13 protein-coding genes are annotated in these 13,197 nt (G+C 65.5%); 4 read left to right on the forward strand and 9 right to left on the reverse strand.

The features are described 5' to 3' along the window. Nucleotides 1–5: 5 nt before the first annotated feature. Complete coding sequence (locus BM345_RS17400; protein WP_093381509.1) at nt 6–983, forward strand: Bug family tripartite tricarboxylate transporter substrate binding protein; 978 nt, start codon at nt 6–8, stop codon at nt 981–983. A 46-nt stretch (nt 984–1,029) separates the two neighbouring features. On the opposite strand, the gene BM345_RS17405 is transcribed toward BM345_RS17400, so the two are convergent. The 8 genes from BM345_RS17405 to BM345_RS17440 all read right to left on the reverse strand — a co-directional run bounded on the left by BM345_RS17405 (nt 1,030) and on the right by BM345_RS17440 (nt 10,082). Next, entirely contained in the window at nt 1,030–1,749 is a 720-nt protein-coding gene (locus BM345_RS17405) for an ABC transporter ATP-binding protein (protein WP_093381511.1), read from the reverse strand. Nucleotide 1,750: 1 nt separating this feature from the next. Continuing rightward, entirely contained in the window at nt 1,751–2,521 is a 771-nt protein-coding gene (locus tag BM345_RS17410) for an ABC transporter ATP-binding protein (protein ID WP_093381513.1), read from the reverse strand. A 19-nt stretch (nt 2,522–2,540) separates the two neighbouring features. Continuing rightward, nucleotides 2,541–3,731, reverse strand: a complete 1,191-nt coding sequence (locus BM345_RS17415; RefSeq protein WP_093381514.1) for a branched-chain amino acid ABC transporter permease — start codon at nt 3,729–3,731, stop codon at nt 2,541–2,543. Between the two features lie 13 nt (nt 3,732–3,744). Next, nucleotides 3,745–4,674, reverse strand: coding sequence for a branched-chain amino acid ABC transporter permease (locus tag BM345_RS17420; protein WP_093381516.1), 930 nt, complete (start codon nt 4,672–4,674; stop codon nt 3,745–3,747). A 224-nt stretch (nt 4,675–4,898) separates the two neighbouring features. Continuing rightward, on the reverse strand, nt 4,899–6,212 hold the full coding sequence (locus tag BM345_RS17425) for a replication-associated recombination protein A (protein WP_093381517.1): 1,314 nt from the start codon (nt 6,210–6,212) through the stop codon (nt 4,899–4,901). 4 nt (nt 6,213–6,216) lie between these two features. Then, nucleotides 6,217–6,858: an outer membrane lipoprotein periplasmic chaperone LolA gene (gene lolA / locus BM345_RS17430; RefSeq protein WP_093381519.1), complete on the reverse strand. Its 642-nt coding sequence runs from the start codon at nt 6,856–6,858 to the stop codon at nt 6,217–6,219. Nucleotides 6,859–6,892: 34 nt separating this feature from the next. After that, nucleotides 6,893–9,286: a DNA translocase FtsK gene (locus BM345_RS17435; protein ID WP_093381521.1), complete on the reverse strand. Its 2,394-nt coding sequence runs from the start codon at nt 9,284–9,286 to the stop codon at nt 6,893–6,895. 121 nt (nt 9,287–9,407) lie between these two features. Beyond that, nucleotides 9,408–10,082: a Crp/Fnr family transcriptional regulator gene (locus tag BM345_RS17440; RefSeq protein ID WP_093381522.1), complete on the reverse strand. Its 675-nt coding sequence runs from the start codon at nt 10,080–10,082 to the stop codon at nt 9,408–9,410. A gap of 168 nt (nt 10,083–10,250) precedes the next feature. On the opposite strand from BM345_RS17440, the gene trxB reads away from it, so the two are divergent. The 3 genes from trxB (at nt 10,251) to rpmG (ending at nt 11,820) form a co-directional block, all read left to right on the forward strand. Beyond that, complete coding sequence (gene trxB, locus BM345_RS17445) at nt 10,251–11,201, forward strand: thioredoxin-disulfide reductase (RefSeq protein ID WP_093381524.1); 951 nt, start codon at nt 10,251–10,253, stop codon at nt 11,199–11,201. 200 nt (nt 11,202–11,401) lie between these two features. Then, entirely contained in the window at nt 11,402–11,635 is a 234-nt protein-coding gene (rpmB, locus tag BM345_RS17450; protein ID WP_093381525.1) for a 50S ribosomal protein L28, read from the forward strand. An 11-nt stretch (nt 11,636–11,646) separates the two neighbouring features. Then, the gene (gene rpmG, locus BM345_RS17455) at nt 11,647–11,820 is read left to right on the forward strand and encodes a 50S ribosomal protein L33 (protein WP_093381527.1); all 174 of its coding nucleotides are present in this window, start codon (nt 11,647–11,649) and stop codon (nt 11,818–11,820) included. Nucleotides 11,821–11,950: 130 nt separating this feature from the next. On the opposite strand, the gene BM345_RS17460 is transcribed toward rpmG, so the two are convergent. Further along, complete coding sequence (locus BM345_RS17460) at nt 11,951–13,165, reverse strand: DesA family fatty acid desaturase (RefSeq protein ID WP_093381528.1); 1,215 nt, start codon at nt 13,163–13,165, stop codon at nt 11,951–11,953. Between the last annotated feature and the right edge of the window lie 32 nt (nt 13,166–13,197).

Below are 13,197 nucleotides of genomic sequence, written 5' to 3' on the forward strand. Positions count from 1 at the left end.
AACCCTTGAACTCCCGCCGACTCCTCCTCGCCACCGCCGTCGCCGCGCTGGGCGCCAGCACGCTGCCCGCACTGGCGCAGCCGGGCGGCCGCCCCATCCGCATCATCGCTCCCTATGCGGCCGGCGGTCCCATCGACGTCACGGCACGCGTGCTGGCGGAGAAGGTGAAGGATTCGCTGGGAACCGTGATCATCGAGAACAAGCCCGGCGCCGGCGGCAACATCGGCGCCGACGCCGTGGCCAAGGCCGCGCCTGATGGACTCACCATCGGCATCGCGGCCACCGCCACCAACGCGGTGAACCCGTGGCTGTACGCCAAGATGCCCTTCAATGCGGCCACCGACTTCGCGCCCATCACCCAGATGGTCCGCGTGCCCAACGTGCTGGTGGTGAACGCGGAGACGGCGCAGCGCCTGAAGATCAACTCCGTGGCCGACCTCATCGCGTACGGAAAGGCCAACCCGGGCAAGCTCAACTACGGCAGCGGCGGCAACGGCAGCGCAGGCCATCTGGCCGGCGAGATGTTCAAGAAGGAAGCGGGCATCTTCGCCACCCACATTCCCTACAACGGCGGCAACCCGGCGCAGCTGGCGCTGCTGTCCAGCCAGGTCGACTTCAACTTCGACAACCTGGCCACGGCCGCACCCAACATCCGCTCGGGCAAGCTCAAGGCGCTGGCCGTCACCACGCTCACGCGCAGCTCGATGCTGCCGGAAGTGCCGCCAGTGGCCGACACGCTCAAGGGCTTTGCCATCGACACCTGGTGGGGCCTGGTGGCACCCGCCGGCACGCCGCACGAGACGCTGGACAAGATGAGCAAGGCCTTCATCGCCGCCCTCGCCTCGCCCGACGTGAAGACCAAGTTCGCCAACCTGATGGCCGAGCCGGTGGGCAACACGCCCGATCAGTTCGGCGCCTTCATGAAAAGCGAGCTGGCCAGGTACGAGAAGGTGGTCAAGGCCACCGGCGCCCGCGTCGACTGACGTCAGAGCGACGCAAGAAAAAAGGCCGGCTGACGCCGGCCTTTTTTTATTCGCCGAGGTAGGCAGCGCGAACCTTGGGATCGTTGAGCATCACCTTGGCGTCGCCGGTCATGGTGATCAGGCCCGACTCCATCACGTAGCCGCGGTCGGCCAACTGCAGCGCGCGGCTGGCGTTCTGCTCCACCAGCAGGATGGTCACGCCCTGCTTGTAGACCTCCTGCACCACCTCGAAGATCTTGTCGACCATGATGGGCGACAGGCCCATCGAGGGCTCGTCCAGCAGCAGTACCTTGGGGCGGGCCATCAGCGCCCGGCCCATGGCCAGCATCTGCTGCTCGCCGCCCGACATGGTGCCGGCCAGCTGCGTGGCGCGCTCCTTCAGGCGCGGGAAGGTGGCGAACACGCGTTCGATGTCCTTGGCGATCTCGGGCTTGTCGTTGCGGATGAAGGCACCGATCTGCAGGTTCTCGGTGATCGTCATGCGGGTGAACACGCCGCGGCCCTCGGGCACCATCACCAGGCCGTCGGCGACCAGGTCCCAGGCGCCGCGTCCCCTGATGCTCTTGCCCAGGAACTCGATGTCGCCGCCCAGCGGCGGCAGCGTGCCGGTGATGGCCTTCATGGTGGTGGTCTTGCCGGCGCCGTTGGAGCCGATCAGCGAGACCAGTTCGCCCTCGCGCACCTCGAAGTCCACGCCCTTCACGGCCTGGATGCCACCGTAGGCGACCTTGAGCCCGCTGACCTTCAGCAGAGTTTTTCCGCTCATCTCAATGTCCTCCGGTGCCGAGGTAAGCCTCGATCACCTTTTCGTTCTTCTGCACCTCGGCGGGTGTTCCTTCGGCGATCTGCTTGCCATAGTCGAGCACGGTCACGCGGTCGCACAGGCCCATCACCAGCTTCACGTCGTGCTCGATGAGCAGGATGGTGCGGTTGTCCTTGCGGATGCGGTCGATCAGCTCGCGCAGCTGCACCTTCTCGGTGGCGTTCATGCCGGCCGCGGGCTCGTCCAGCGCGATCAGTTGCGGGTCGGTGGCCAGGGCGCGGGCGATCTCCAGGCGGCGCTGGTCGCCATAGCTCAGCGTGCGGGCCTTGTAGTCGGCGAACTTGCCAATGCCCACGTAGTCGAGCAGCTGATGCGCGCGCTCGGCGATCTCGGACTCCTCGTTCTTGAAACCCTTGGTGCGCAGGATGGCGCCGATCACGCCCGAGTGGGTGCGGATGTGCCGGCCCACCATCACGTTCTCCAGCGCCGTCATGTCGGCGAACAGGCGGATGTTCTGGAAGGTGCGGGCAATGCCGGCCTTGGCCACTTCGTGCACCGCCGTCGGCTGGTAGGGCTTGCCGGCCAGGTGGAAGCTGCCGCTGTCGGGCGTGTACAGCCCGGTGATCACGTTGAAGAAGGTGGTCTTGCCGGCGCCGTTGGGGCCGATCAGGCCATAGACCTGGCCACGCTTGATGTTGATGCCGACGTCGGAGAGGGCCTGCAGGCCGCCGAAGCGCTTGGAGATGCCCCGGACGTCGAGGATGGTGTCAGTCATTGCTGTGCTTCCTCGCTGCTCAGGGGTTGATCGACATGGGACGCGAGGAATCGCCAGGCACTTCGTCGGCGGGGTTGTCCACGCCGGGCGTGACCGCCTGCGTGGAACCGGGCACCGGGTCCGGCGCCTTGCGCCGGTTGAGCGACTTGCCATGCTCGGGCGAGGGCCACAGGCCGCGCGGACGCACCAGCATGATGATGATCATGGCCAGCGCGATGAAGAGCTGGCGCAGGATGGATGCATCGAGGCGGCCGTCGGTCATCGACTGCAGCGGGCCGGCGACGTAGCGCAGCACTTCGGGCAATGCAGCCAGCAGCACGGCGCCCAGGATGACGCCCGGCAGGTGGCCCAGGCCGCCCAGCACCACCATGGCGACGATCATCACCGACTCCATCAGGCTGAAGGACTCGGGCGAGACGAAGCTCTGGAAGGAGGCGAACATGGCACCGGACACGCCGCCGAAGCTCGCGCCCATGCCGAAGGCCAGCAGCTTCAGGTTGCGGGTGTTGATGCCCATGGCCTTGGCAGCGATCTCGTCCTCGCGGATGGCCATCCAGGCGCGGCCCACGCGCGAGACCTGCAGGCGGTGGCAGATGACCACGGTGATGATGACCAGCGTCAGGAACAGGTAGTAGTACAGCGTTACCGACGGGATCGAGAAGCCGTCGAGCTTGAGCGTGCGGCCGAAGTTGATGCCCGCCACGTGCACCGGCTCGATGGCAAGGATGCCCTTCGGCCCGTTGGTGATGTTGTAGGGATGGTCCAGCGTGTTGAGGAACACGCGGATGATCTCGCCGAAGCCAAGAGTGACGATGGCAAGGTAGTCGCCGCGCAGCTTCAGCGTGGGCGCACCGAGGATCACCCCGAACACCGCCGCCACCACGAAGGCCAGCGGTATCACGATGAAGATCGAGATGTGCATGCCGTTGGGGAACATCGCCTTGATCGCCGGGAAGGTCTCGATCAGGTGCGGCGATTCGAGCAGCGCATACAGGTAGGCGCCGATGGCGAAGAAGGCCACGTAGCCCAGGTCGAGCAGGCCCGCATAACCCACCACGATGTTCAGGCCCAGGGCCAGCATCACGTACAGGAGCGCGATGTCGACGATGCGCACCCAGGCGTTGCCCTGGGTCTGCAGCACCAGCGGCAACGCCACCAGCAGCACCGCGGCGCCGATGAAGACGGCAAGCTTCTTGAAGGAGTCGTTCATGGTCTTGTCCTCCTCAAGCGCGGTCGGCCACGCGTTCACCCAGCAGGCCCGAGGGGCGCACGGTGAGCGTCAGGATCAGGATGATGAAGGCGAAGATGTCGCTGTGCTGGCTGCCCAGCACGCCACCCGTCACCGTGCCCAGGTAGCCGGCGCCCACTGCCTCGATCAGGCCCAGCAGGATGCCGCCGACCACCGCGCCGGCCAGGTTGCCGATGCCGCCGAACACGGCCGCGGTGAAGGCCTTCAGGCCGGGAATGAAGCCCATCGCGTGCTGGGCGATGCCGTAGTTGGAGGCGTACATCACGCCGGCAATGGCGGCGAGCACTGCGCCGATGATGAAGGTGGCCGAAATCACCATGTCGGGCCGGATGCCCATGAGGGCCGCCACGCGCGGGTTCTCGGCGGTGGCGCGCATCGCGCGGCCGAGCTTGGTGAAGTTCACGATCCAGGTCAGGATCGCCAGGGACACGGCGGTGAGCCCCAGGATCATGATCTGCGTCGGCGAAATGGAAGCGCCGGCGATGTGCACCGACTCCGAAGGCAGCAGCGTCGGGTAGGCCTTGTTGGTGGGCCGCCAGATGATCATGGCCACCGTCTGCAGAAGGATGGACATGCCGATCGCGGTGATCAGCGGGGCCAGCTTCGGGCTGTTGCGCAGCGGCCGGTAGGCCACCTTCTCGATCACGAAGTTCAGGGTTGCCGCCACGATGCAGGCAATGATCAAAGCCAGGATCAGGATCACCCAGCCCGGCGCGGTGGGCATGGCCTCGCGCATCCAGCCGATGATGGTCCAGCTGGTCAGGGCACCGACCATGAGGACCTCGCCATGGGCGAAGTTGATGAGATTGATAATGCCGTACACCATCGTATAGCCTAAGGCTATGAGGGCGTACATGCTGCCTAGAACCAGACCATTGATGATCTGTTGCAGCAGGATGTCCATAAGAGTCCCTTTTTCATTGCAGCCTTGGGAGCTGCTTCTATTTACCCGACACGCCCGGTCGGCGCTTAGGCGCTTTAGTTAGCAAAAAACCCGCCAGCAATGGGTTGGCCGCGGGTTAGTGGGCGGGATTGTAGTCAAGTGCAAACCCCAAATTGGGGCAGGCAGGCCGGGGTTTTCCCGCTGGCGCACGGCTGTGACAGCCGGGGCGCACAAAGGCTGGGCGCCTAGCTGGATTCGTCGTTGCGACGGCGCAGCTCGCGCATCTTTTCCGAGATGCGGATCTCCAGGCCACGCTCAACCGGACGGTAGAAACCGGGCGGCTCCATGCCCTCGGGCAGGTAGGTTTCGCCGGCCGCGAAGCCGCCCTCCTCGTCATGCGCGTAGCGGTAGCCCTTGCCGTAGTCCAGCTGCTTCATCAGCTTGGTCGGCGCATTGCGAAGGTGCATGGGGACGGGCCGGGTGCCGTCCTTCTGGATGAAGGCGCGCGCCTCGTTGTAGGCCTTGTAGACGGCGTTGGACTTGGGCGCAATGGCCAGGTAGACCACGCATTCGGCCAGCGCCAGCTCGCCCTCGGGCGTGCCCAGGCGCTCGTAGACCTCGGACGCGTCCAGTGCCAGGCGCAGCGCGCGCGGGTCGGCCAGGCCGATGTCCTCGCTGGCCATGCGCACTAGGCGGCGGGCCATGTAGCGCGGATCGGCACCGCCGTCGAGCATGCGCACGAACCAGTACAGCGCGGCGTCCGGATCGCTGCCGCGCACCGACTTGTGCAGGGCGGAAATCGTGTCGTAGAACTGCTCGCCGCCCTTGTCGTACCGGCGCATGCGCTCGCCCAGGATGCGCAGGGTCCAGGCGTCGGTGATGTCTGCCAGCTTCTCGGTGCGCGCGGCCACGGCCAGGGTCTCGAGCGTGTTCAGCAGCCGGCGCGCGTCGCCGTCGGCGTAGGCCACCAGGCGGTCCAGCGCCGCGGCCTCGATGGGCGGCAGCGCGCCCAGCTCCTGGGCCTTGGCCACGATCCGCTTCAGGTCGTCCTCGCCCAGCGGCTGCAGCACGTAGACGGCGGCACGCGACAGCAGCGCGGAGTTCACCTCGAAGGACGGGTTCTCGGTGGTCGCGCCGATGAAGGTGAAGAGCCCGCTTTCCACGTGCGGCAGGAAGGCGTCCTGCTGGCTCTTGTTGAAGCGATGCACCTCGTCGACGAACACGATGGTGCGCTGCTGCGTGAGGCCGTCGCGCGCGAGTTGCGCGCGTTCGACCGCCTCGCGGATGTCCTTCACGCCGCCCAGCACTGCGCTGATGGCGATGAACTGCGCGTCGAAGGCATCGGCCATGAGCCGCGCGATGGTGGTCTTGCCGGTGCCCGGCGGCCCCCACAGGATGAAGGAATGCGGCTGGCCCGATTCGAAGGCGATGCGCAGCGGCATGCCGGGCCCGACCAGGTGCTGCTGCCCGATCACCTCGTCGAGCTTGCGCGGCCGCAGGCGCTCCGCGAGCGGCTGGTGCAGGCTCGCGCCGCTGCTGCTGGAAGACGAGGCGGCCAAGGGCTTATTGCCGGACCACGTCCGCGCCCGCAGGAGTCTTGAAGGCGAAGGTGCTGGCCGGCAGGCTGGGGTTGATCTCGAACTTGTCGAACTTGAGCACCGAACGCTGGCCGAAGCTGTCGAGGATTTCCAGGGCGGCCAGGGACTCGCCCGAGAAGCCGACGAGCACGTGCTGCAGCTGCCCGTCCTTGGCCTTGGGCGTGGCCTTGACCCATTGCAGCTTATCGCGATCGGGCGCAGCTTCGAGCTGGAAGTCCGCCTGGAGTGCGCGCAGGTCCGAGGCCGCGGCGATCAGCGCGGCGGGCGTGGAGCCCAGGGCCTGCGCCTGCTTGCGCTGCGTGACCTGGTTGAGGTCGGCGTCGTAGAGCCACAGCGATTCGCCATCGGCCACGATGAGCTGCGCGAAGGGCTTCTTGTAGTCGAACTTGAACTTGCCCGGCCGCTGGAATTCGAAGCTGCCGGTGGAGACGCGGTTGCGCGCACTTTCGCCTTCCTTGGCCGGCGGCGTGACCGTCTGCGTGAACTGGGCCCGGCCCGAGCGCACGTTCTTCACGAAGCTCTCCAGGCTTTCCATGCCGCCCGCCCACGCCTGCCCCGCGGCCAGCGAAAGCACGAGCGAGCCACCCAACAACAAACGCTTCAACATCTGTCCAACTCCCTGAATCGAGATCGCCGGCTGCCTACTCGCTGCGCGCGGGAACCAGGATCTCGCGTTGCCCGCTGCCGCTCATGGCGCTCACCAGGCCGGCATGTTCCATGTCCTCGACCAGCCGCGCGGCGCGGTTGTAGCCGATCTTCAGGTGGCGCTGCACGAGCGAGATGCTGGCCTTGCGGTGCTTGAGCACCACTTCCACGGCCTGGTCGTACATCGGGTCCTTCTCGCCGCCCTCGGCGCCGCCTTCACCCAGTAGATCACCTTCGCCATCGACGGTTCCGCCCTCCAGGACGCCTTCGATGTAGTCCGGCTCCCCTTGCGACTTGAGGTAAGCGACCACGCGGTGTACTTCCTCGTCCGACACGAAGGCGCCGTGCACGCGCACCGGCAGGCCGGTGCCGCTGGCCATGTACAGCATGTCGCCCATGCCCAGCAGCGCTTCCGCGCCCATCTGGTCGAGGATGGTGCGGCTGTCGATCTTGCTGCTGACCTGGAAGGCGATGCGGGTCGGGATGTTGGCCTTGATCAGGCCGGTGATCACGTCCACGCTGGGCCGCTGCGTGGCCAGGATCAGGTGGATGCCGGCAGCGCGGGCCTTCTGGGCCAGCCGGGCGATCAGCTCCTCGATCTTCTTGCCCACCACCATCATCAGGTCGGCCAGCTCGTCGATCACGACCACGATGTGCGGCTCGCGCTTGAGCGGCTCCGGATCGTCCGGCGTGAGGCTGAAGGGGTTGTAGATGAACTCGCCCCGGCTCTTGGCCTCGTCGATCTTGGCGTTGTAGCCGGCCAGGTTGCGCACGCCCACCTTGCTCATGATCTTGTAGCGGCGCTCCATCTCGCCCACGCACCAGTTCAGGCCGTAGGCGGCCTGCTTCATGTCGGTGACCACCGGCGCAAGCAGGTGCGGAATGCCTTCGTAGACCGACATTTCCAGCATCTTCGGGTCGATCATGAGCACGCGCACGTCGTTCGCCTCGGCCTTGTACAGGAGGCTCAGGATCATGGCGTTGATGCCCACCGACTTGCCCGAGCCGGTGGTGCCGGCCACCAGCACGTGCGGCATCTTCGCCAGGTCGGCCACCACAGGGTTGCCCACGATGTCCTTGCCCAGGCCCATGGTCAGCATCGACTTGGCCTCGTTGTAGACCTGCGAGCCGAGGATTTCGCTGAGCTTGATGGACTGGCGCTTGGCGTTGGGCAGTTCCAGCGCCATGTAGTTCTTGCCCGGAATGGTCTCGATCACGCGGACGGACACCAGCGAGAGCGAACGCGCCAGGTCCTTGGCGAGGTTCACGATCTGCGAGCCCTTCACGCCGGTGGCAGGCTCGATCTCGTAGCGCGTGATCACCGGCCCGGGCGAAGCCAGCACCACACGCACTTCCACGCCGAAGTCCTTGAGCTTCTTCTCGATCAGGTGGCTGGTCATCTCCAGCGTGTCGGAGGACACGGTTTCCTGGCGGGCCTGCGCGGCGTCGAGCAGGTCCACCTGCGGCAGCTTGCTGTCGGGCAGTTCCTTGAACAGCGGCTTCTGGCGTTCCTTGACCACGCGCTCGCTCTTGGGCACCTCGGCCAGGGCCGGCTCGATCTGCACTGGCGGCGCGGGCGGACGGCGCTTGGGGCGCGGCTCGATACGCAGTTCCTCGTCGGGACCTTCCACGTCGTCCATGTCGCGGTCGCCGCCCAGGATGCTTTCCTCGCGCTCGCGCTCGCGCACCGCCTTCTTGCCCATGGCGATGTCCTGCGCGATTTCGCGCTTCTCGCGCCGAGACTCGAACAGCGAATACAGGCGCGAGCCGATGCGCTCGGCGATCTGCGTCCAGGAAAAGCGGAACACCAGGGCCGAGCCGATCACGCCCCCGGCGATGGCCACCAGCGCCGAGCCGGTGAAGCCCAGCCATTTCACGCTCAGCGGCCCCACGAGGTAACCCAGCACGCCGCCGCCGTGGCCCGGAAGGCGGAATTCGAGCCGGTAAAGGCGCGACCATTCCAGCATGGCGCTTGCGCAAAGCAGCAGGATCAGGCCAAACCAGAAGGCGATGCGGCTGCGGTTGAAGCGGCCCTTGGGCGCTTCCGCCTGCCCGCCCTCGACACCACGCAGCCAGCCGGCCAGCGAAGACATCCAGGCGCGCCAACTCGCGGCCACGCACCACCACACGGAGTAGCCGGCCAGGTAGTAGCTGCCGTCAGCCAGCCAGGCGCCGAGGCGGCCGGCCCAGTTCTTGACCTCGCCGCCGGTGCCGGAGGTGGACCAGGCGGAATCCGAAGGGGTATAGCTGAGCATGGCCAGCAGCCAGAACAGCAGCAGCACGAAGCTGGCGATCAGCGTGAGTTCGTGCGCGAAGCGCAGCGCGCGCGTTCGCGCCGGCGGCGACCCGGCGCCTGCGGCGGATTGAAGCGTATTGAGCGAATAGGTCATGTCAAAAGCGGCAGAGCGCCCGCTCGCTTGCGCGAGGGCGCCCTGGCCGTCATCGAATCGAGGTCGGGGCACCGTGCGGGCGCCCCATTGTCACAAAAGGACGGACTGCGCGGCAGCCGCTTCAGGTGAGCGATGAGAGGCGTTCCTTGACGATCATCGATCCGTCTTCCTGGGTGTCGACGAAACCGCGCTCTTCCAGGTCCTTCATCACGCGGCTGACCATTTCGCGCGAGGCACCGACCATCTTGGCCAGGTCCTGGCGGGAGATCTTCTCGCGGATCTTCTTGTTGCCCGCGCCGTCGTCCACCGCGAATTCGAGCAGCGAGCGGGCCACGCGGCCGTACACGTCCATCAGCGCCAGCGACTCGATCTTGCGGTCGGCGTGGCGCAGGCGCGCCACCAGGCCGCGCAGGATGTTGAAGGACATGGAGTTGGTCTCGGGCAGGCAGCGCGAGAAGGCTTCGCGGTCCAGCATGAGCACGTCGGTCTGCACCTCGGTGCGAACCGTGGCCGAGTGCGGCTCGTCGTCGATCAGGCTCATCTCGCCGATGTAGTCGCCCGGCTGCAGGGTGGCCAGGATGACCTCGCGGCCGCGGCTGTCGGTGCTCATGACCCGGGCTCGGCCGGTGAGGATGATGTAGAGCGCGTCGGACTTCTTGCCCTGCTCCACCACCATCTCGGCTCGCTTGAAACGCTTCTTGACGATGGCGTCTGCAATGCTTGCCGACTGCGCACCCGTCAGTGCCGAGAAAAGCGGCACGCGCCGAAGGAGTTCGAGGTTGGAAAGCATCGACATTCTTCAAAGTCCCTCTTGATTGGCGCGACCCAATGGATTCATACAATCGCGCGCATTGAAATCATCGTCACGCCCATTTGGAACCGGGCGCGGATACTTCGTATCCATCATTTCTTCAAAATGTACACGCACAGGGCGTGCATTTACATCTTTTACAGGCTTTCCCCAATGTCAACCCCGCAACACGCCAAGGTACTCATTCTCGGATCCGGGCCCGCCGGCTACACCGCCGCCGTCTATGCCGCACGCGCCAACCTGAGCCCTATGCTGATCACCGGCATCGCCCAGGGCGGCCAGCTGATGACCACGACCGAGGTGGACAACTGGCCGGCCGACGTGCACGGCGTGCAAGGGCCAGACCTGATGCAGCGCTTCCTGGAGCATGCCGAGCGCTTCAAGACCCAGATCGTGTTCGACCATATCAACAAGGTCGATTTCAGCAAGCGCCCCTTCACGCTCACCGGTGACAGCAATACCTACACCTGCGACGCGCTGATCATTGCCACCGGCGCCTCGGCCAAGTACCTGGGACTGCCCTCGGAAACGAACTTCATGGGCCGCGGGGTTTCGGGCTGCGCCACCTGCGACGGCTTCTTCTACCGCGAGCAGGAGGTCTGCGTGATCGGCGGCGGCAACACGGCCGTCGAAGAGGCCCTGTACCTGTCGAATATCGCCAGCAAGGTGACCCTGGTGCACCGCCGCGACAAGTTCAAGGCCGAGCCGATCCTGGTGGACAAGCTCCACGAGAAGGTCGCCGAAGGCAAGATCGAGTTGAAGGTGCACAACACGCTGGACGAGGTGCTCGGCGACGACTCCGGCGTGACCGGCATCCGCCTGAAGAACACCCAGACCGGCGCCACCGAGGACCTGGACCTCAAGGGCTGCTTCATCGCCATCGGCCACCATCCCAACACCGACATCTTCCAGGGCCAGCTGGAGATGAAGGACGGGTACATCCTGACCCAGTCGGGCCTCAAGGGCATGGCCACCATGACCAGCGTGCCGGGCGTCTTCGCCGCCGGCGACGTGCAGGACCATGTTTACCGCCAGGCGATCACCAGCGCCGGCACGGGGTGCATGGCGGCGCTGGACGCCCAACGCTTCCTCGAGCAGGAATAAGCCCACCCGCCAGCCCGGGGCGTTCCGGGCTATAATCCTTGGCTTTGCCGAAATCCGTGAATCCCTGCACCGGGCCGCAACGGCTCTTGCATCTCGGCAAGCCGGGCTACCGCCACCCGTTTTCTGGCGAGGTCAAGCTGAAACACACCTGGATCGACTCACGTCGATGCGGTGCCAGCTGTTCATGAAAGAGTGTCCTCATGGCACGCGTATGTGAAGTCACGGGCAAGGGCCCGATGGTCGGGAACAATGTTTCCCACGCCAACAACAAAACCAAGCGCCGGTTCATGCCGAACCTGCAATACCGCCGTTTCTGGGTCGAGACCGAAAACCGCTGGGTTCGCCTGCGCGTTTCGAGCGCTGCTCTGCGCCTGATCGACAAGAACGGCATCGACGCCGTGCTCGCAGACCTGCGTGCACGTGGCCAAGCTTAAGGAGCACGACCATGGCAACGAGCAAAGGCGGACGCGAAAAGATCAAGCTGGAATCCACCGCGGGTACCGGCCACTTCTACACGACCAGCAAGAACAAGAAGACGATGCCTGAGAAGATGGCGATCATGAAGTTCGACCCCAAGGCACGCAAGCACGTCCAGTACAAGGAAATCAAGCTGAAGTAATCCAGCCCTTCCCTTGCAAGAAACCCGCTGTGATCCAGCGGGTTTTTTCTTGCGCGCTCGACAGGCCTGCGTGCTACGGGCGAAAAAAAAAGCCGACCCGCAGGTCGGCTTTTCACGAGGGAACTTGCGATCAGGCGCGGGCGGCGCGCAGGCGGACCGAGAAGTCCTTCAGGGCGGAGATGCCGCTCGCCTCGGCACGGTGGCACCAGGCGGCCAGCTCGGCGGCGAGTTGCTCGCGCGACTGGTTGGTGCTCATCCACATCTGGCGCAACTCTTCGCGCATGGTGACCATCTTGTCGAGCACCGGGTGGGCGGCACGCGCCTGCGCCAGGCTCTGGCGGGCCGAAGCCGGCACCTTGTCGTCGTCACGATGCAGCCAGCGCTTGGCGCCCTGGAGCACCGACAGGTCGGCGCCCTTGGCCTTGACCACTTCGATCTCGGCCTTGCAGGTGCGGCGCATTTCGCGGGCGTAGCGGGCCATCACTTCGTAGCGGTTGGCAATGACGGCTTCCAGCGTCTTCTCGTCGGCCACGGGCTGGACGGCGCCCATCTGCAGCTTCGGCGGAACCTTCTTGACCTTGGCCCAGCCGATGGCCTGCAGCGCCCGGATGTACATCCAGCCGATGTCGAACTCGTACTTCTTGACAGAGAACTTGGCCGAGGTGGGATAGGTGTGGTGGTTGTTGTGCAACTCTTCGCCACCGATGATCAGGCCCCAGGGCGAGATGTTGGTGCTGGCGTCGGCGGCCTCGAAGTTGCGGTAGCCCCAGTAGTGGCCGATGCCGTTGATGATGCCGGCGGCGGTGATGGGGATCCACAGCATCTGGACGGCCCACACGGTGAGGCCCAGCGCGCCGAACAGCGCCACGTTCAGGATCAGCATGAGGCCCACGCCCTGCCAGCTGTAGCGCGAATACAGGTTGCGCTCGATCCAGTCGTCGGGCACGCCATGACTGAACTTGGCGATGGTCTCGGCGTTTTTCGCCTCGGCACGGTACAGCTCGGCGCCTCGCCACAGCACGGTGTCGATGCCGCGGGTCTGCGGGCTGTGCGGATCCTCCTCGGTCTCGCACTTGGCGTGGTGCTTGCGGTGGATGGCGACCCACTCGCGGGTCACCATGCCGGTGCCCAGCCACAACCAGAGACGGAAGAAGTGCGAAGGAATGGGTCCCAGCTCCATGGCACGGTGTGCCTGAGCACGGTGCAGGAAGATGGTGACCGACGCGATCGTGATGTGCGTGGTCACCAGGGTGTAGATCACGATCTCCCACCAACTGAGATTCAACAAGCCGTTGGCGAGCCAGTCGATGGCAGAGCTCACAACAGCAGAATCAGTAAGAAACAACTTAGGTTCTCCATGACCGCGCGAAGGCACGG

The organism is Variovorax sp. OV329 (assembly GCF_900114785.1).
Classification (GTDB): Bacteria; Pseudomonadota; Gammaproteobacteria; order Burkholderiales; family Burkholderiaceae_C; genus Variovorax.

Bases quoted from the DNA above. Each gene is read 5' to 3' on its own strand.
- BM345_RS17405 (WP_093381511.1), bottom strand. From the start codon at position 1,749: ATGAGCGGAAAAACTCTGCTGAAGGTCAGCGGGCTCAAGGTCGCCTAC.
- BM345_RS17410 (WP_093381513.1), bottom strand. From the start codon at position 2,521: ATGACTGACACCATCCTCGACGTCCGGGGCATCTCCAAGCGCTTCGGC.
- BM345_RS17415 (WP_093381514.1), bottom strand. From the start codon at position 3,731: ATGAACGACTCCTTCAAGAAGCTTGCCGTCTTCATCGGCGCCGCGGTG.
- BM345_RS17420 (WP_093381516.1), bottom strand. From the start codon at position 4,674: ATGGACATCCTGCTGCAACAGATCATCAATGGTCTGGTTCTAGGCAGC.
- lolA (WP_093381519.1), bottom strand. From the start codon at position 6,858: ATGTTGAAGCGTTTGTTGTTGGGTGGCTCGCTCGTGCTTTCGCTGGCC.
- BM345_RS17435 (WP_093381521.1), bottom strand. From the start codon at position 9,286: ATGACCTATTCGCTCAATACGCTTCAATCCGCCGCAGGCGCCGGGTCG.
- BM345_RS17440 (WP_093381522.1), bottom strand. From the start codon at position 10,082: ATGTCGATGCTTTCCAACCTCGAACTCCTTCGGCGCGTGCCGCTTTTC.
- trxB (WP_093381524.1), top strand. From the start codon at position 10,251: ATGTCAACCCCGCAACACGCCAAGGTACTCATTCTCGGATCCGGGCCC.
- rpmB (WP_093381525.1), top strand. From the start codon at position 11,402: ATGGCACGCGTATGTGAAGTCACGGGCAAGGGCCCGATGGTCGGGAAC.
- rpmG (WP_093381527.1), top strand. From the start codon at position 11,647: ATGGCAACGAGCAAAGGCGGACGCGAAAAGATCAAGCTGGAATCCACC.